Source organism: Qipengyuania vesicularis, from assembly GCF_019711415.1.
Taxonomy (GTDB): Bacteria; Pseudomonadota; Alphaproteobacteria; order Sphingomonadales; family Sphingomonadaceae; genus Qipengyuania; species Qipengyuania vesicularis.
Genome location: NZ_JAIGNJ010000002.1, coordinates 389683 through 406727, shown reverse-complemented (window position 1 = coordinate 406727; position 17045 = coordinate 389683). Strand labels below are relative to the sequence as shown.

The 17045-nt window shown below is 62.7% G+C and carries 18 protein-coding genes; 8 read left to right on the top strand and 10 right to left on the bottom strand.

Going from position 1 to position 17045, the window contains the following annotated elements; genetic code table 11:
- Positions 1-65 precede the first annotated feature (65 nt).
- Together K3146_RS07580 and K3146_RS07575 are read left to right on the top strand one after the other, a co-directional pair.
- On the top strand, positions 66-938 hold the full coding sequence (locus K3146_RS07580; protein ID WP_221545671.1) for a crotonase/enoyl-CoA hydratase family protein: 873 nt from the start codon (positions 66-68) through the stop codon (positions 936-938).
- Between the two features lie 65 nt (positions 939-1003).
- A complete protein-coding gene (locus K3146_RS07575) occupies positions 1004-1474 on the top strand; it encodes a MarR family winged helix-turn-helix transcriptional regulator (protein WP_221545670.1) in 471 nt (156 codons plus the stop codon).
- Positions 1475-1516: 42 nt separating this feature from the next.
- Here K3146_RS07575 and K3146_RS07570 read toward each other — a convergent pair whose 3' ends face one another.
- The 7 genes from K3146_RS07570 to K3146_RS07540 all read right to left on the bottom strand — a co-directional run bounded on the left by K3146_RS07570 (position 1517) and on the right by K3146_RS07540 (position 8949).
- The gene (locus K3146_RS07570) at positions 1517-2500 is read right to left on the bottom strand and encodes a type II secretion system F family protein (RefSeq protein ID WP_221545669.1); all 984 of its coding nucleotides are present in this window, start codon (positions 2498-2500) and stop codon (positions 1517-1519) included.
- 22 nt (positions 2501-2522) lie between these two features.
- The gene (locus K3146_RS07565; RefSeq protein ID WP_221545668.1) at positions 2523-3494 is read right to left on the bottom strand and encodes a type II secretion system F family protein; all 972 of its coding nucleotides are present in this window, start codon (positions 3492-3494) and stop codon (positions 2523-2525) included.
- A gap of 84 nt (positions 3495-3578) precedes the next feature.
- A complete protein-coding gene (locus K3146_RS07560; RefSeq protein WP_221545906.1) occupies positions 3579-4826 on the bottom strand; it encodes a pilus assembly protein CpaE in 1248 nt (415 codons plus the stop codon).
- A gap of 9 nt (positions 4827-4835) precedes the next feature.
- Positions 4836-5489 carry a CpaD family pilus assembly protein gene (locus tag K3146_RS07555; RefSeq protein ID WP_221545667.1) on the bottom strand — a complete coding sequence of 218 codons (654 nt, stop codon included), beginning with the start codon at positions 5487-5489 and terminating at the stop codon, positions 4836-4838.
- Positions 5490-5503: 14 nt separating this feature from the next.
- Entirely contained in the window at positions 5504-7048 is a 1545-nt protein-coding gene (locus tag K3146_RS07550; protein WP_221545666.1) for a type II and III secretion system protein family protein, read from the bottom strand.
- Between the two features lie 38 nt (positions 7049-7086).
- Complete coding sequence (gene cpaB, locus K3146_RS07545) at positions 7087-8145, bottom strand: Flp pilus assembly protein CpaB (protein WP_221545665.1); 1059 nt, start codon at positions 8143-8145, stop codon at positions 7087-7089.
- A gap of 90 nt (positions 8146-8235) precedes the next feature.
- A complete protein-coding gene (locus tag K3146_RS07540; RefSeq protein ID WP_221545664.1) occupies positions 8236-8949 on the bottom strand; it encodes an A24 family peptidase in 714 nt (237 codons plus the stop codon).
- 63 nt (positions 8950-9012) lie between these two features.
- Between K3146_RS07540 and K3146_RS07535 the strand changes: the two genes are divergently transcribed.
- Genes K3146_RS07535 through K3146_RS07525 form a run of 3 tightly spaced genes read left to right on the top strand, consistent with a single transcriptional unit; the run spans position 9013 to position 11347 of the window.
- Entirely contained in the window at positions 9013-10017 is a 1005-nt protein-coding gene (locus K3146_RS07535; protein WP_221545663.1) for an alpha/beta hydrolase, read from the top strand.
- The gene (locus K3146_RS07530) at positions 10014-11111 is read left to right on the top strand and encodes an NAD(P)/FAD-dependent oxidoreductase (RefSeq protein WP_221545662.1); all 1098 of its coding nucleotides are present in this window, start codon (positions 10014-10016) and stop codon (positions 11109-11111) included. Before K3146_RS07535 ends, K3146_RS07530 begins: the two co-directional genes overlap by 4 nt.
- 59 nt (positions 11112-11170) lie before the next feature.
- Entirely contained in the window at positions 11171-11347 is a 177-nt protein-coding gene (locus K3146_RS07525) for a YegP family protein (protein ID WP_221545661.1), read from the top strand.
- Between the two features lie 2 nt (positions 11348-11349).
- Here the strand turns inward: K3146_RS07525 and rnhA are convergent, their stop codons facing one another.
- The 3 genes from rnhA to ispH are packed head-to-tail and all read right to left on the bottom strand — an operon-like array spanning position 11350 to position 13771.
- The gene (gene rnhA, locus K3146_RS07520; RefSeq protein ID WP_221545660.1) at positions 11350-11799 is read right to left on the bottom strand and encodes a ribonuclease HI; all 450 of its coding nucleotides are present in this window, start codon (positions 11797-11799) and stop codon (positions 11350-11352) included.
- 28 nt (positions 11800-11827) lie between these two features.
- A complete protein-coding gene (gene thrB, locus K3146_RS07515; protein WP_221545659.1) occupies positions 11828-12784 on the bottom strand; it encodes a homoserine kinase in 957 nt (318 codons plus the stop codon).
- Positions 12785-13771, bottom strand: a complete 987-nt coding sequence (gene ispH, locus K3146_RS07510; RefSeq protein WP_221545658.1) for a 4-hydroxy-3-methylbut-2-enyl diphosphate reductase — start codon at positions 13769-13771, stop codon at positions 12785-12787.
- A gap of 93 nt (positions 13772-13864) precedes the next feature.
- Between ispH and K3146_RS07505 the strand changes: the two genes are divergently transcribed.
- Genes K3146_RS07505 through K3146_RS07495 form a run of 3 tightly spaced genes read left to right on the top strand, consistent with a single transcriptional unit; the run spans position 13865 to position 17009 of the window.
- Entirely contained in the window at positions 13865-14518 is a 654-nt protein-coding gene (locus K3146_RS07505) for a hypothetical protein (RefSeq protein WP_221545657.1), read from the top strand.
- A gap of 46 nt (positions 14519-14564) precedes the next feature.
- Positions 14565-16304 (top strand): arginine--tRNA ligase, encoded by a 1740-nt coding sequence (argS, locus tag K3146_RS07500; protein WP_221545656.1) that lies wholly within the window; start codon positions 14565-14567, stop codon positions 16302-16304.
- Between the two features lie 3 nt (positions 16305-16307).
- On the top strand, positions 16308-17009 hold the full coding sequence (locus tag K3146_RS07495; protein ID WP_221545655.1) for an SPOR domain-containing protein: 702 nt from the start codon (positions 16308-16310) through the stop codon (positions 17007-17009).
- The last annotated feature ends 36 nt before the right edge of the window (positions 17010-17045 follow it).

The window sequence follows — 17045 nt, the reverse complement described above, 5'->3', positions numbered from 1 at the left end:
GCATTTTCGCATGGACCGTGTTCCATGTGTTCCAAGCTGATGGATATCGCTGAGAGAGAATCCAAATGAACGCCTACACGCAGATCAAGCTCGATATTGCCGATGGCATCGCCACCGTGACGTTGCATCGGCCCGAGAAGATGAACGCTTTCACCCGCACGATGATGGCCGAGATCATCGATGCGATCGACACTACCGATGCCGACGACAGCGTTCGCGCGGTGATCGTGACGGGTCACGGTGACAGGGCTTTCTGCGCCGGCGCGGATTTGACGCCGGAGGGCGGGGGGCATGTCTTCTCCGATCCCAACCCGGTCGAGGATCTGTCCGACGAGCGCGTGCGCGATGGCGGCGGACGGCTCACCTTGCGGCTGTTCAACTCGAAAAAGCCGCTGATCGGTGCCTGCAACGGCGTTGCTGTCGGCGTGGGTGCGACGATGCAGCTGCCCTTCGACATTCGCCTCGCCAGCGACAATGCCCGCTTCGGTTTCGTCTTCGCACGGCGCGGGATCACGCCTGAAGCCGCCTCGAGCTGGTTCCTGCCGCGACTGGTGGGCATGCAGACGGCGCTTGAGTGGTGCATGACCGGTCGCGTCTTCGATGCCGAGGAGGCCAGGGAACGCGGCCTGGTGCGGTCGGTGCATGCGCAATCCGAGCTGATGGATGCAGCTGTCGGGATTGCGCGCGAGATCGCCGACAACACCTCTGCCGTGTCGGTTTCGATGACGCGGGCAATGCTGTGGCGGCTTGGCGCGGGCGGGCACCCGATGGATGCTCACCGCGTGGACAGCCGGGCGATCTACCGTCTCAGCCGCAGCAATGATGCAAAGGAAGGGATCGCCAGCTTCCTCGAGAAGCGTCCGCCCGCCTATCCCGACACTGTCAGTGAGAACATGCCCGACTTCTACCCGTGGTGGGAGGAGCCGGCCTTCGAGTAGTTGCATGTGAGATAGTCACAGCGGCAACCTTGCCAAGCGCGGCGGGGAAGCTAGAGCTAGGCCGCATGACGTCACGCAAACCCGCCCAGCGCCTCGCCGACTTCCTGCCCTACCAGCTGTCGGTCGCCTCCAATGCGGTTTCCACGCGAATTGCGGAGCAATATCGCAAGCGGTTTGCGCTGAAGACAACCGAATGGCGGATCATGGCCGTGCTGGGGGATAGCGGGCCGACAACGCAGCGCGAGCTGTCGCAGGCGACGCTGATGGACAAGGTACCGGTCAATCGCGCGTGCAAGGCGCTTGAGAGCAGGGGGCTCGCACGGCGCAAGCCAAACGCGCAGGACGGGCGCTCGCACCTGCTGGAGCTGACGGCAGAGGGCAAGGCCGTGCACGCGGGGATCATGCCGCTCGCGCTGAAAATCGAATCCGAGCTGTTCTCGGTGCTGTCGAAGGAAGAACAGGCGGCGATGCGCGACATGCTTTCCCGGCTGCGAGAGAATGCGGGCGAGTTCGATGCAGAAAGCCTCGCCGACTAGCTAGTCGACGAGGCTTTCCTAATTCGCTTCGATTTGCTTGGCCTACATTCCGAAGGCGTCGGCGATCGAACAGGCTGCCGGGCCGAGGATGAAGATAAACAGCACCGGCAGGATGAACATGATCAGCGGCACGGTCATGATGGCCGGCAGGCGCGCGGCCTTCTCTTCGGCGCGCATCATACGTTCGTTACGGAATTCTGCCGAGAGCACACGCAGCGCGGAGGCCAGCGGCGTACCGTAACGTTCGGTCTGGACCATCGTGGTGACCACACCCTTCACGGCTTCCAGGTTCACGCGATAGGCGAGGTTGTCGAAGGCCTTCTTGCGTTCGTTGAGGAAGGACAGCTCGATCGCGGTGAGGGCGAATTCGTCGCCCAGTTCCGGATAGGCGCGGCCCAGCTCCTTGGCGACGCGGTTGAAGGCAGCGTCGACCGTAAGACCGGCCTCGGCACAGATGACCAGGAGGTCGAGTGCGTCGGGCAGGCCCTTGCGGATCGCGTCCGTACGCTTGGTGGCGATATTCTTGAGGTAGATTTCCGGGCCCTTGTAGGCGAGGAAAACCGTGCCACCGAGCGCCATCACGCGCTTGAACTGCCAGTCGGGATAGATCTCGACCGCGTACAGCAGGATCGCAGCGATCGTGCCGAAGACAAGCGGCAGGACCATGCGCAGGCCGATCAGGATGACGGCGATGTCCTTGTTGCGGAAACCGGCCCAGGCCAGCTTCTGCTGCATCATCTCCACCTGGCTCGCCTGCAGGACCTTCATGTCCTTCAGCGTGTCGCGGACCTTGTCGGTCGTGCCGGACTTGCGCACCAGGCTTTGGCGCTTCTTGGCGCTGGCGGTGACTAGGCCGAGCTTCAATTCCTCGCGACGGCCTTCGAGCGCTTTCACGCGCTTGGCCATCGGGTCCTTGATCGTGACCGCGGTGTAGATTGCGAAGAGCACTGCCATCGCTGCGATCCCGGCAAGGATCGAACCGACGAGAATGACGTCGAAACCTAGGAGCTTGGGGCCGGACTGCATGACTTTATGATCCCTCGGTCGATTAGATTTCGAAGCTGACCATCTTGGCCATGATGAAGGCGCCGATGCTCATCCACACCATGCCGCCCAGGCCCGCCACGATCAGGCGGTCGTCGGTAAAGAAGCCCGCGAGATAGCTCGGGTTTACCCACCAGATGAGTACGAAGACGATGAAGGGCAGCGAGCCGACGATATAGGCCGAAGCCTTCGATTCCGAGCTCATCGCCTTGATCTTGAGCTTCATCTGCGCGCGTTTGCGCAGCACGTCGGAAAGGTTCGACAGCGTCTCTGCAAGGTTACCACCGGTTTCGCGCTGGATGGCGAGCGTGATGCAGAAGAAGTTGAACTCCGGAATGCCGAGACGGTCGGCGGTTTCCTGGAGCGATTCTTCCATGGTGCGGCCGATCTTGATGCGCTCGACGATACCCTTGAATTCCTCGCCAACCGGGCCAGGGACTTCCTGCGAGACGACATTGAGCGTCTCGGTCACCGGCAGACCCGAACGAAGGCCACGCACGAGCAGTTCGATCGCGTCGGCGAACTTGGCATTGAACTTGGTGGTACGGCTCTTGATGAACCGGCCGACGATAAAGTGCGGGATACCTGCGCCGGCGAAAACGCCGATCGCGAAACCGAGCGGCAAGGAACCGGTGCGCAGGAAGATGATGACGGCTACAACGAGGCCCACACCCAGCGAGGTGTAGAGGTACTGGCTCAGCGTCCAGCCCTTGCCGGTCCGGTCTAGCCGGACAGCCAGAGCCTCGAGACGGGATCCCGATCCCGCCCGCTTGAAGCTCTTCGGCTTGCGTGCAGCGATTGCCTTCTTGAGCTGCGATTCCACCTTGGCGTCGGTGCTTTCCGAGTGTCGGTAGCGCAGCTGCTGGAGGCGTCGCTGGCTGGCCTTCGCGGCGTTGGGACCGGCGAAAGCAGCATAAGCCAGTGCGAGCAGGAGAAGGACACCGCCGGCAATCAGCACAAGCTGGATCGTGTTCATCTAGTCTACTCCGTCCCGTCCATTCAGTCTCGTCCGGATGAGGCGGGGACTGCGTGTAGCAGGCCCCGCCATTCCGGCTCGTTATCAGGCGTCAGCCTTGTCTTTCTTGGCCATCAGGCCCTTCAGGTCGAAGCCGCCGAGGAGCGATTTCTTCTCGCCGTCAGAAGCCTCTTCGCCTTCCTCACCGCCAAGACCGATGATGCGGCTGGCGACCTGCTTGATGCCCGAGGAAACCTTGCTCGAGCCATTGGCGTCGATGAAGGTCTTGCCGAGTTTGGCAGCCGCGCTGGCGCCCTTCTGGTCGAAGGGGATCACCACATCGAGCTTACGTTCGATCGAGGCTTCGAAATCGGCCTTGCTGATCTCCGCCGTGCCGGCCTGAACCTTGTTGGCGACGACCAGCGGGGTCACATGACCGGCATTGGCCTTGAGCCAGCTCAACACGCGGATCGTGTCGCGCGCCGAAGCGAGCGTCATTTCGCACACGACCGTAGCGACGTTCACGTCGTTCAGGACATGCGGGAAGTTGATCAGCATGTTGCGCGGAAGGTCGACCAGCGTGATTTCGAAGGCATGGCGGAATTCTTCCTGCAGTTGCAGGAAGGCCGCGCCGTCGGTCATCAGCGGCGAGTTGATTGGTGCCTCTGCCGAAAGGATGGCGAGGTTGTCGTTCGCACGGATCATGGCGCGTTCGATGAACAGGCCGTCGATACGGCTCGGATTGTCGATCGCGTCGGTCAGGCCGCGGCCCGGCTCGAGGTCGAGCGTGAGGGCACCGGTGCCGAAGTGCACGTCGAGATCGAGCAGTGCAGTCGGCATTTTCTTGTCGGCGCTGTAGTGCCAAGCGAGCGAAGTCGCGAGGGTGGAGGCACCCACACCGCCACGCGTACCGATGATCGCCGTCGAGATGTGACGCTTCGACTGCTCGGCTTCGCCCTGGCGCGGAGCCGAGAATACGGCCTGCGCTGCATTCAGCGAATCCCGCAGGACCGATGCCGAAAGCGGCTTAAGCAGATAGTCGTGGATCCCGCTGGAGAGCAGGTCGCGATAGAGGCGCACGTCGTTGACCTGGCCAATGGCGACAACCACCGTGCCGGGCTCGCAGACTTCGGCCAGCGCGTTGATGTCGTTGAGCGGGTCACCGCTTTCCGACAGGTCGACCATCAGGATATTCGGGCTGGCCGACACTGACAGGGACTGGACTGCATTACGCAGGCCGCCCTTGTTGCACTTCTCGGGCTGCCAGCCGAGTTCGATCACGACCGGACGCAGGACATCCAGCGCAGTTTCGTCGCAGATATAGGCGGCGAATGGATCGCGGTTTCCGGGCATGCTCATGGCTTACTTGCCTCCCTTGTTAGTCTTGACTTCAGGAAGACCTTCGGTGCCCGTGGGCTCCGCTTCCCGATAGACCTTGATGGCCTTGGTAGAAGTGGTGACGATGGTTTCGCCCGTGCCCTGCTGGCCCTGGACGAGGTCCTCCGGATTGGCGACCATCGCGGCAAGATTGCCGTAGACGGAGCAGCCGTAATTCGGGTTCGTCGCGTTGTTGAGATTGGTCTCATTGGTGTGCGACCAGTCCGGGCAGTCCGGAACCGAAGCGCTGGTCCGGGTGATGACTACCCGTGCTTCGCCCGGGCCGGTCTGGCCCGCCGTTACCGGCGCACCTTCCGCAACCAGCATGCCGTAGCGACCCGCGATGGCAGCGACATCGTCGCGCACGGCGAGGCTGTTGCTACCGTCGTCGATCGAGACACGATCGCCGTAGCGCAGGTCCATCGTTTCGAACCAGCCAGCGAGACGCTGCTGTTCGGAAACGGGCAGGCCGGAAGCGGTCGTTGCGACGTCGAGCGTGTAGTTGGCACGTTCGACCACCGGCTGCTTCACGCTGTAGAGCGAGCGGTTGTCCATGTTGGTTGGGCCGCATGCGCCCAGCGTCAGGGCCAGCGAGGCCATCAGCGGAGCCGCGAGAGTGCGAGTGTTGAGATTACGCATGATCGTGGTCTCCCTTATTCGAAGCTGAAGCCGGGCATTGCTGCCGCAGTCTTCTCGTTGCGGCGGGCCTCGTCGGCCGACGCCAGCTGTTCATCACCCGGCTGTGCCGGACCGTGCGAGATTTCCGGTGCGGCTCCTTCGCCAGCTGCCCGAGGCATTGGGCGGCTGGCACCCGAGCGACCGTCAGCTTCGCGCAGTTCCAGCAGACGCTGCGCTTCCGTCGGCTTGAGATAACCATCGGTCGGCAGCCTGATGTCATTCGCGTTGACGGGCTTCACGAGGTAAGGCGTGACAACGATAACCAGTTCAGTCTCGCCCTTGCGATAGTTGGTCGAACGGAACAGGTTGCCGAGCACGGGAATATCACCCAGCCCTGGAGCCTTATCGATCGAGTTCTGCGCGCTGTTCTGAAGCAGGCCAGCGATCATGAAGCTCTGGCCCGACCCCAGCTCCACCGTGGTTTCGGCACGGCGGGTGACCAGCGATGGGACCTGGAAGCCGTTGATCTGGATCGAGTTCTGGCTCGAGATCTCCGACACTTCCGGGCGGACACGCATCGAGATGCGGCCATTGGCCAGAACGGTCGGGGAATAAGCCAGGCTCACGCCGAATTTCTTGTACTCGATGGTGGTCGTACCCAGGCCGCCGCTGAGCGGGATGGGGAATTCACCACCGGCAAGGAATTCTGCCGTTTCGCCGGAAAGGGCGGTCAGGTTAGGCTGCGACAGGGTCGTCACCAGGCCTTGGGTCTCGGCAAGGTCGAGTGCGGAGAGCACATCCAGGCCAAGCAGGTTTCCGGTAAGGCCGAGCGTTGTACCGCCGATGTTCGGAATGTCGGTACCGCCATCGGTCGGCTCGGTGAAGCCGACACCGAAACCAGCGGGGCCGCCCGGGGTAAATCCAGGGATACCTTCGTTGAAGCCACGGCTGACACCGAAGCGGAAACCGCTCGTCGCGTCGACGGTAGCGAGGTTCATGCCGATGGCTTTCACCACGCTGCGGCTGACTTCGGCGATGCGCACCTGCAGGTTGACCTGCAGCGGCGTCGCCATGCGCAGGCGGCTGATCACATTAGTGCCTTCGCCCACATAAGCTTCGACGAGCGACTGCGCGTCTGCGGCGTCTTCCGGCGCGGCAACCGTCCCGGTCAGGAGCACGGTGTTCGTGCCCATGGTCGCGACGTTGATCTTCGCTTGCGGCATCGCCAGGGCAAGCATCTGGTCGATGCTGCCGATGTTCGATCCGACCCGGACAGTGGCTGCCCAGATGATGTCGCCTGCGGCATTGCTGGCATACAGGGTGGTTTCACCGCCCGACTTGCCAAACAGGTAGAGCTGGCGCTGCGACTTGATCTGCACATCCGCGACGCTGTCGTTCGAGATGAACACGTCGGCCATGGTGCCAGGCACGTTGACGAGTTCGCCGCGACCGATCGAAAGCACGATTTCTTGGCTCGGGCTCACAACCGACTGGGCCGTAGCCGTAGACGTCGGAGCAGCTGCGATCGGGGCGAGTGCGATACTCGCGAGCAGCAATTTGGTGGTAAGACGACGTTTCATGGAGATGCCCCCTGAATGGCTTCCTGTCTGAAGAAAACTTAGCGAAGAGTGCTCAGCGCGACCGGTGCGGTCTCGCCTGCGTTGCGGGTGCCAGTGACAACCGAGGAGTTCAGTCCACCGACGCGGCCGACATTGACACGCTCGGAGTTCTTGCCGCGGGTCACGATGACAGTCGGGCCAGCGCGGACCTGGCTGTTTCCGCCGCCGCCGCCTGCGCCGCGATCTGCGGGCATCGAGCTGCGCTGGAAACGCGAGACGTCGCCGCCGGTCACGTAGGTGCTGATGCCATCGTCCGGACGGCCGGCGACTTCACGCATCAGGCGTTCTTCTTCTTCCGGCGATACGCCATCGGGGATGACAAGCTCGCCAGAAGCGATCGCACGCTCCAGTTCGCTTTGGTTGTCTGCCAGCGGGCGCAGGGCCAGGCTCAGCGAGCCGAGCGTCTGGGCAACAGCCACCTTCTCGGCGATCGTCGGGGTCACTTCGAGCGTGACCGTGCGGAAAGCGCGAACCTGAGTGCGGCCATCCTTGGTCTTCTGCGTGGTGGTCTGGTCGGTTGCGAGGACGCGAAGGTTACGAAGGATGGTTTCCGAGGCTTTCAGCGAGCGACCTTCGCCCTTGACCGATTGGGTAAGGACCATGTCGACACGGTCACCCGGGAAAACGAAGCCTGCCACACCGGCTTTCGCATCAACCGGAACGGTGATGGCGCGCATGCCGGGGGTGAGGGCGGCAGCAAGGAAGCCGCGATCGCCAGGACGCACGAGCGAACCCTGGGTGACCGGCTCACCTGCCGTAACCGGGTGACGGACGACGGTGCCGAGCAGCTTGTTCACGTCGGCCTCGCCATCGAGGAAGTAGGCGTCCTGAACCAGCTCTTCGGGCCACAGCTGGTACCCGATGGCATCAGCGGTGATGATCGTCCCGGCCGGCAGAGCACGCTGCGCGACGAGAACCTTGGGTCCCTGGGCTTCGACCACCGCAGCGGCCTCGGCCTGCGGAGCGGCAGCTCCTGCGAACATGCTGCGGGCAACAAGGGCAGTACCGATCGCAACGATCAGCGCGCCTACCAGCAGAACAAGCTTCTTCCTATCCATGGCTATTTAGCCCCCTCGTATGGCCCGTCAGATTCGAATGCGGGCAGCTATGGTTTCCATCCCTACGGCTGGATTGGTTAAGATCGGGTTTCATCCACCTGCGGCAGTTGCTGCGGTGGTGATGAAACCGCCGCCTACGACCCACAGGCCAGCCATCGAGATGGCGAGGCCGTAGGGAATGCGGGGTTCGCGATTGTGTCGCCGGATGATCCTGATTGATGCGAGTGTGACGACTGCAAGAATCGCGATCGGCAGCAGCGCGATCAGAATGGCGGTGTTCGGATTGGCGCCCAGCGTATCGATAAGTGATTGCGGGATGGCGAGCTTTGGACCGCCAAGGACAGCGCTGGCGAAGTTGGCTGCAATCAGCGTGCAGGCCATCAGCAGCGCGGTGTCACGTACCGGCTTGGCACCTACGATCCGCGAATGGGCAACAGCCCAGATACCCATGGCCAGGGTCAGTACCCATCCCAGCATGGCCATGATGAGGACCAGGCCGACGAAATTGGTCGGCGGGAACCACAGGGCCAGCGCCGTAAGCAGTTTGACGTCGCCGCCGCCCATCTGGCGGATGGCGAAGAACAATGCGCATACGGCAAAGGTTGCAGCAGCGATGCCAAGCTGGATCGCCACACCGGGCCACAGGTCGAGACCGTTTGCCCACCAGAAGAAGGGAGCGCCCGCCGCGATGACGAGGTTCAGCTTGTTCCCGATAGTGCGACTCTTGAGATCGGTGAATGCTGCAACCAGCAGCGCCATTGCCAAGCCGCCGAGCAGCACATAGGTGAAAATCTGTTGGTCCATGACCTGCTTTCCGTGAAGTTGCGGAAGGCAGAGCTACAGAAACATGCTTACCAAAGGGTAACCATGGCCGAGCGCAATACGGAGGATGCCATTTCGCAGCAGAACGATCAGCAGGCCGGAGGTGAAATCGACCGCCGGTCCATCCCCGAACACGCGGTCGAAAGCAGGTGGCAGGCCGCCGACGGGCATGCCCTGCGGCGGATCGACTGGACGGGGCTAGGCGATTCTGCGCGCGGGTCGATCCTGTTCCTCCCGGGGCGGGGCGATTTCTATGAGAAGTATCTCGAAAGCCTCGAGGAATGGCACCGTGCCGGATGGAAGGTCACGGCGGCAGACTGGCGCGGCCAGGCCGGTTCCGGCCGCCTCGGCGACGATAAACTGACTGGCCACATCGGCGATTTCGCCGACTGGGTTGCCGACCTCGAACACTTCTGGGTGGATTGGAAGGAGCAGACACCGGGGCCACATGTCCTGATCGCGCATTCGATGGGCGGGCATATCATCATGCGGGCACTGATCGACAACGCAGTCGATCCCGATGCCGTCGTCCTGTCTGCGCCGATGCTGGGAATGGCCGGGCCGCCGCTCCCGCTTGCATTGCTGCATTCGGTCGCGCGCGTCATGAACAAGGTCGGTGTCCCGACACGCCCGGCGTGGAAGTGGAGCGAGAAGCCGGGCGAGGTTCCGGCCCGGCGCCGGGAACTGCTCACCCATGACGATGCCCGTTATGAAGACGAGCTATGGTGGCGGGAGAACAGGCCCGAGCTGGTCATGGGGCCGGGCAGTTGGGGCTGGGTGGAACGCGCCTATGCCTCGACCCGCGAGCTCGAGGCGCCGGGAGCGATGGAGCAAGTGGACGTGCCGGTGTTGGTCGTTTCGACTTCGAACGACAAGCTGGTGAAGCACGAAGCGGCAGTGCGTGCGGCACAGCGCCTGCCGAAAGGAGAGCTGGCGGCATTCGGTGACGAAGCGCACCACGAAATCCTGCGCGAGGTCCCGGAAGTGCGCAACCGGGCGATGGATGCCATTGCGGAGTTCCTCGAAAGGGTCGCACCGGCCCGCAAATGACCTCCTATGATTTTGCCATTGTCGGAGCTGGGATAGCCGGTGCCAGTCTCGCTGCAGAGTTGGGAGAAGGCGGCGCACGCGTTCTCTTGCTCGAGGCCGAAGACCGGCCGGGTTACCACGCCACCGGACGGTCGGCTGCCTTCTGGGAGGAATGCTATGGCGGCCCCGAACTCGTCCCGCTGACACTCGCATCCGGCGCCTACCTGCGGGAACATGGCTTCCTGACACAGCGCGGCGCGCTTTATATCGGACGCGAAGACGACCGCGGCGCGCTGGACGATTTCATGGACCGTTTCGGCGACACCGGGGCGTCGATCGAGCGACTGGATGCGAACGGCCTGCGATCGCACCTATCCGGTCTGCGAAGCGCATGGACCGATGCGATCTGGGAACCAGCCTGCGCCGATATCGACGTGGCGGGTCTCCACGCACATTACCTGAAGCGCGCCAAGGCCGGATCGGTGCAACTCGAATGCCGTGCGCGGGTCGGGGAGGCGCATCGCTCCGATGGCTTATGGCAATTGAGCTGCGAGGATGGCCGGAATTTTCGTGCCGCCGTTCTGGTGAATGCAGCGGGGGCATGGGCAGATTCGCTCGCCACGCTGGCTGGCGCAAAACCGATCGGGATCACTCCATATCTGCGGACCGTGGTCCAGCTGAGGACCAATCCTGCTCCGGACCCCGACCAACCGCTCGTGCTCGACATCGGGGGGAGCTTCTATTTCAAGCCTGAGGCAGGAAAGCTGTGGCTCAGCCCCCACGACGAGGTGCCGAGCGAACCCTGTGATGCTGCCCCTGAAGAGCTTGCGGTGGCACAAGCTATCGACCGGCTGCAGCGAGTCGTCGACTGGAAGATCGAGGCAGTCGAGCGCCGTTGGGCCGGGCTGCGGAGCTTCGCGCCCGACCGATTGCCGGTCTATGGCTATGACCCGAAGGTGGAAGGGTTCGCGTGGTTTGCCGGGCAAGGGGGCTATGGCATCCAGACTTCGCCGGCGGCCGCACGGCTGGCTGCCCAGCTACTGCTTGGAAGCTCGCGCGACGAGATGACCCGCGATCTCGACGCTTCGCTCTACGATGCTGCACGCTTCGACTAGCCAAGAGCGTATCATTTGTTAGGGTGGCGGCCTCAAAACCAAGGATAGGAGGCCGCACAGTGGCGCACCATTTCGAAATCTATAAGGACAAGGCAGGCGAATATCGCGTGCGCTTCAAGTACAATTCGGAAGTCATGTTCTCGACAGAAGGTTACTCCTCGAAGGACAGCGCCAAGAATGCGATCGCTTCGATCCAGAAGAACGGACCCGGCGCGGAAACCGTAGACAACTCGTAAGTCTAGCCGTCTTCGCCAGCGGCGATCCGTTCAGCGGCGTCGCTGGCGAGCTGGTCCACCCGTTCGTTTTCCGGGTGGCCCGAGTGGCCCTTCACCCAGTGCCACGTAACCTGGTGCTTGCTCCGCAAGGCGTCGAGTTCGCGCCACAGGTCTTCATTGACGACAGGCTTCTTGGCCGCGTTGACCCAGCCGCGCTTCTTCCAGCCGTGAATCCACTTGGTGATCCCGTCGATCAGATATTTGCTGTCGGTATGAAGCGCGACCTCGCATGTCTCGCGAAGCGCACCCAGCGCGCGGATCGCGGCGGTCATTTCCATTCGGTTGTTGGTGGTCTCTGCTTCGCCGCCGCTCATTTCTTTCTCATGCTGCCCCATGCGAAGCAACGCGCCCCAGCCACCCGGGCCGGGATTGCCCTTGCAGGCACCGTCGGTGAATATTTCGACTTGTTTCATTGCCGCGCGCTCTAGCCTTTCGCCGCGCTCAGGCAAATGCGGCCTGGCCCTGGCTGGCGTAGAAATCCCAACGGCGGACGAAATCCATCGGGTCCTTGCGCTCGACCTGCGCATCGGCGGGCACGTCCAGCCAGTCCTCGGCCCTGCTCGCGACGAAGCGCAGGCACGCGCCCTGCGCCAGTGCGGGCAGGGCAGCACGTTCGCGTGCCTCGAGCGAACGGACCGTTTCGTATCCTTCGATCATGGCCTCGCCGATATCCGCCGCGAACCGGGACCCGGACTTATCGAAGCACCAGGCCGCATGGGTGACGGCCAGATCGTACGCCATCATGTCGTCGCAGGCGAAGTAGAAGTCGATCATGCCGCTCACATCGTCGCCGAGCATGAGGACGTTGTCGGGGAACAGGTCAGAGTGGATGATCGAACGTGGCAGGTCGTTCGGCCAATCCGCCGCCAGAGCCTGTGCCAGGTCGACGATCGCCGGAAGGCCTGCATCCACTTGGGCCAGTCGTTCGCGGCCGCACTTCTCGAGGATGGCGACGCTGTCGGTTGGGGTGAGATTGTTGGCGCGACTCGACCTGAAATCCCTGGCGGCAAGGTGCACCTTGGCCATCGCGGCGCCTACGGCGTGCGCTTGCGCAGGTGTGGGTTCCGTCGGCGAAATCCCCGGCAGGAATTCGATCAGCGCGACCGCCTTGCCATCGATCTGGCGGTAGGCCGCGCCCGACTTGTCGTGGATCGTCGCGGGTACAGCGCAGCCATTGGCCGCAAGATGATCCAAAAGGCCGAGGAAAAACGGTAGCTGCGCAATGTCGATCCTGCGCTCGTACATCGTGAGGATGTACCGGTTTCGGGTCGTTTCAACCAACCAATTTGAATTGGACACGCCTTCTGCAATGCCCTTCGCCGAGATGAGTTCGCCCACATCGTAGTGCTCGATGAGCCGGGCGAGCTCTTCCGCTCCGAGATGGGTGTAGACGGCCACCTATTCGGTGAGCTGCCGGGGCAGCTTGAAGACCATGTTCTCTTCGGCCGAAACGATCGGCTGTTCATCGACGAGGCGCCAATCGGAAAGGCGGTCGACAACTTCGCGGACCAGCTTCTCGGGAGCGGATGCGCCCGCGGTAAGGCCGAGCGTGCCCACTCCTTCCAACCATTCCGGCTGAATCTCATCGGCGCGCTGGATCAGCTTTGCATCGGTTCCGAGCCTTTCGGACACCTCCACCAGCCGGAGCGAATTGGAAGAATTGGGTGCGCCGATCACAAGTACGAGATCGCTTGCAGGTGCAATCTGCTTGACCGCAGCCTGGCGGTTGCTCGTGGCGTAGCAGATGTCCTCCGCCTTGGGCGCAACGATGTGCGGATAGCGAGACTGCAAGGCAGCGATGATATCTGCGGTATCATCGACCGATAGCGTTGTCTGGCTGAGGAAGGAGAGATTGTCCTCGTCGGTGAAAGGAAGCGCTTCCACGTCTGCGATCGTCTCCACCAGCGTGATTCGGCCTTCAGGCACCTGGCCCATGGTCCCGATAACCTCAGGGTGGCCGGCATGGCCGATGAAGAGGATGTGCTGTCCCTTTTCGATCTGGCGTTCGGCTTGGCGGTGCACCTTGCTGACCAAGGGGCACGTAGCATCGACATAGAGCAGTTTGCGACGCTGTGCTTCAGCCGGCACCGATTTCGGAACGCCATGAGCGGAGAAGACTACCGGCGCATCGTCGGGAACTTCGTCCAGTTCCTCGACAAAAATCGCACCCTTGGTCTTGAGCGTATCCACTACATAACGATTGTGGACGATCTCGTGCCGGACATAGACGGGAGGTCCGTACTTCTCCAGCGCCCTTTCGACGATCTCGATCGCGCGATCGACTCCGGCGCAAAATCCTCGAGGCGCGGCGATTAGCAGCTTCAGCGGAAGGCGCGGATCGCTCGACTGCGGACGGTCGTCAGGGGATTGAAAGGGTGCGTTCATGCAGGCCCCCCTAGCGCTTTGCATCGCGCCAAGCTAGGGCACGCGTCGCCTGCCATCAGGTATGCATACGAAGACACGAGGATTGCCGCAGACATGACCAACCGAATTCGCCTCCTGACTGCCCTTACGCTGGGTATCGTGCTGGCAGGATGCAGGACTTCCGGTGAACTGGTGGTTGATAATGGCGGAGCTGGCATCACCGCCGTGCGCACGGCCTGTCCTGCAGTCGGTATCCCCGATTACACCGGCGATGTGACCCTGTTCCGCAGCCCGACGTCCAAGACCCTAGCTGATCTCGACGTGACTGCGGCGATGACTGACCTGACATCGACCTGCAACGAAGGCGGAGAACAGGTCTACACCGAAGCGTCCTTCAACGTAGTCGCCCGGCGGACCGATACGCGCGGGGCCCGCAGTGTCCAGCTACCCTATTTCTCGACCGTGCTGCGCGGTGGCAGCGCGGTGGTGACCAAGCGCGTAGGAACAGTTACCCTGAACTTCGCCGATGGCCAGGAGCGCGCGCAGGCAAGCGCGAACGCGGCGGCCTATGTGAGCCGTGCCGAGGCAACCCTGCCGGCCGATATCCGCGAGAAGATCACCCGCAAGCGCCGTGCTGGCGATCCCGACGCCGCGCTTGATCCGCTGGCCGATCCCGAAGTCCGCGCTGCGGTCCAGCGCGCGACCTTCGAACTGCTCGTCGGGTTCCAGCTGACCGAAGACCAGCTGCGCTACAACGCGACGCGCTAGGTCCAAGTATCTTGCCATTTTGCGCCATTCGTCTAGGCGCGCGGGCATGTCCGACATCCAGACTCTCCACGCGGGTTTCGCCGCTAAAATCGACGCCGTTCTGAACGCTCTCGAGATGGAAGGCCACCTTCCGCCCGAGACGAACCGATCGGGCGTGACGGTGGAGCCTCCGCGCGATCCCTCGCATGGCGATCTCGCCACCAATGCGGCCATGGTGCTGGCCAAGCAGGCAAAGACCAATCCGCGCGCGCTCGCCGAACTGATCGTCGAGCATCTTACGCGCGAACCCGACATTACCGAGGCGAGCATTGCCGGCCCCGGATTCATCAACCTGCGTTTGTCGGAACAGGCATGGCTGCGCGAACTCAAGGCAATTGCCGCGCTGGGAGAAGACTATGGTCGCTCGCAGCTTGGCGGCGGGCAGACGGTCAATGTGGAATACGTCTCGGCCAATCCGACCGGGCCGATGCACATGGGCCATTGCCGCGGTGCTGTCGTGGGCGATGCGCTGGCGGGCCTGCTCGAATTCTCGGGCCACAAGGTAACGCGCGAATACTACGTAAACGATGCCGGCGGTCAGGTAGACGTTCTCGCCCGTTCGGTACACATTCGTTACCGTGAGGCACTTGGCGAGGATGTCGGCGAGATCCCCGAAGGTCTCTACCCGGGTGAATACCTGAAACCGGTGGGCGAAAAGCTCGCACAGGAATTCGGCGCGGCCTACAAGGATGCGGACGAAGCCGACTGGCTCGCAATTTTCCGCGAGCGTGCGGTTGCCGCGATGATGGACATGATCCGGGCCGATCTCGCCCAGCTTGGCATCCATCACGACCTGTTCTCTTCCGAAGCCAAGTTGCAGGCTGCCAAGAAGCCCGAAGAGGCCGAGGCGTGGCTGCGCGAGCATGGTTTCGTTTACGATGGCGTCCTCGAGGCCCCGAAGGGCAAGGCCCCGCCCGAGGACTGGGAACCGGTCGAATTGCCGCTGTTCCGCTCCACCGAGTTTGGCGACGACCAGGACCGGCCCATCAAGAAATCGAACGGCGCATGGACCTATTTCGGTGCCGATCTCGCCTATCACTTCCAGAAGGCCGAGAACGCCGACGCGCTGATCGACATCTGGGGTGCCGATCATGCGGGCACGGTAAAGCGCATCAAGGCTGCGGTTGCCGCGCTGACCAAGGGCGCCGGTCGCGAGGTGCCGTTCGACGTCAAGCTAGTTCAGATGGTCAATCTGATGCGCGATGGTGAGCCGGTGAAGATGTCCAAACGCTCGGGCAATTTCATCAGCATTGCCGATGTCGTGAACGAGGTCGGCAAGGACGTGGTGCGTTTCACCATGCTCACCCGCAAGCCCGAAGCGCAGATGGAATTCGACTTCGCCAAGGTGGTCGAGGCGAGCAAGGACAATCCGGTATTCTACCTTCAGTATGCCCATGCGCGCATTCGTTCGACCTTGCGCAAGGCAGGCGTCGCGCCGAGCGACGAACATCTCGACCGGCTCGGCGCAGATGAACTCGCGCTCGTGCGCGAAGCCGCCCAGTTCCCGCGTGTGGTCGAAGCTGCCGCGAGGGCACGCGAACCGCACCGGATCGCGTTTTTCCTCGGCGATCTCGCCGCCGCCTTCCACAGTTTCTGGAATGCGGGTAACGATGACCCGAAGAAGCGGATCATCCAGGAAGAGGATGCCGAACTGACGGGCGCGCGGTTGTTTGTGGCAGATCAGGTCGGTCAGGTGATCCGCAACGGTCTCGGCATCCTTGGTGTCGAGGCGGTGGAGGAGATGTAAGCCATGGCGCGGCCGCCCTATGAGCATGACGAGGACTGGACCATCGCCGATCTCGAACTGATCGACGGCGAGGAAGATCTTCCCTGGCTCGAATCGGGCGAGGACGAAGAAAACGAAGGCGGATATGCGACCTCGCGCCTCGTGCTGCTGGGGGTGCTTTCACTCGTCGTCGTCGGTGCGATTGTGGCGGCGGCATGGCTCGCACTGGGATCGTCTGGCGACGAGCCTCCGGCCGACGGCAGCGTAATCGCAGCCCCCGAAGAACCCTACAAAACCAAGCCCGAAGAGGCTGGCGGCAAGACCTATGCCGGAACCGGTGATACCAGCTTTGCCGTGGGCGAGGGCCAGACCCGCGAAGGAAAGCTCGCAGAGCCGACCCCGACACCGAGCGCCTCGCCTGCCGAGGGCGCCGAAGTTGCCGGCCCGTCGCTAGCAACTACCCTCAACGAGGGCGAGCGAACGCCGGATCGGCCGGGCACCTATGTCCAGGTAGGCGCCTTCCCGAAATGGAGCGATGCGAAGGAAGCCTGGGGCAGGCTGATGCGCCAGACCGAAGCACTCAACGGAGTTCGCCACCGCGTGGTGCAGGCAAAGGTCGATATCGGGACTGTCTACCGGCTCCAGGCGGTCACTGCGAACAACGCCGAAGCCAGGGCGCTGTGCGGTCGCCTGAAGGACGACGGGCTGGCCTGTTTCGTGAAATAGGCACCCACAAAGGCCTCAACCTACCTTAATTTCCAC

Bases quoted from the DNA above. Each gene is read 5' to 3' on its own strand.
- K3146_RS07580 (WP_221545671.1), top strand. From the start codon at position 66: ATGAACGCCTACACGCAGATCAAGCTCGATATTGCCGATGGCATCGCC.
- K3146_RS07575 (WP_221545670.1), top strand. From the start codon at position 1,004: ATGACGTCACGCAAACCCGCCCAGCGCCTCGCCGACTTCCTGCCCTAC.
- K3146_RS07570 (WP_221545669.1), bottom strand. From the start codon at position 2,500: ATGCAGTCCGGCCCCAAGCTCCTAGGTTTCGACGTCATTCTCGTCGGT.
- K3146_RS07565 (WP_221545668.1), bottom strand. From the start codon at position 3,494: ATGAACACGATCCAGCTTGTGCTGATTGCCGGCGGTGTCCTTCTCCTG.
- K3146_RS07560 (WP_221545906.1), bottom strand. From the start codon at position 4,826: ATGCCCGGAAACCGCGATCCATTCGCCGCCTATATCTGCGACGAAACT.
- K3146_RS07555 (WP_221545667.1), bottom strand. From the start codon at position 5,489: ATGCGTAATCTCAACACTCGCACTCTCGCGGCTCCGCTGATGGCCTCG.
- K3146_RS07550 (WP_221545666.1), bottom strand. From the start codon at position 7,048: ATGAAACGTCGTCTTACCACCAAATTGCTGCTCGCGAGTATCGCACTC.
- cpaB (WP_221545665.1), bottom strand. From the start codon at position 8,145: ATGGATAGGAAGAAGCTTGTTCTGCTGGTAGGCGCGCTGATCGTTGCG.
- K3146_RS07540 (WP_221545664.1), bottom strand. From the start codon at position 8,949: ATGGACCAACAGATTTTCACCTATGTGCTGCTCGGCGGCTTGGCAATG.
- K3146_RS07535 (WP_221545663.1), top strand. From the start codon at position 9,013: ATGGCCGAGCGCAATACGGAGGATGCCATTTCGCAGCAGAACGATCAG.
- K3146_RS07530 (WP_221545662.1), top strand. From the start codon at position 10,014: ATGACCTCCTATGATTTTGCCATTGTCGGAGCTGGGATAGCCGGTGCC.
- rnhA (WP_221545660.1), bottom strand. From the start codon at position 11,799: ATGAAACAAGTCGAAATATTCACCGACGGTGCCTGCAAGGGCAATCCC.
- ispH (WP_221545658.1), bottom strand. From the start codon at position 13,771: ATGAACGCACCCTTTCAATCCCCTGACGACCGTCCGCAGTCGAGCGAT.
- K3146_RS07505 (WP_221545657.1), top strand. From the start codon at position 13,865: ATGACCAACCGAATTCGCCTCCTGACTGCCCTTACGCTGGGTATCGTG.
- argS (WP_221545656.1), top strand. From the start codon at position 14,565: ATGTCCGACATCCAGACTCTCCACGCGGGTTTCGCCGCTAAAATCGAC.
- K3146_RS07495 (WP_221545655.1), top strand. From the start codon at position 16,308: ATGGCGCGGCCGCCCTATGAGCATGACGAGGACTGGACCATCGCCGAT.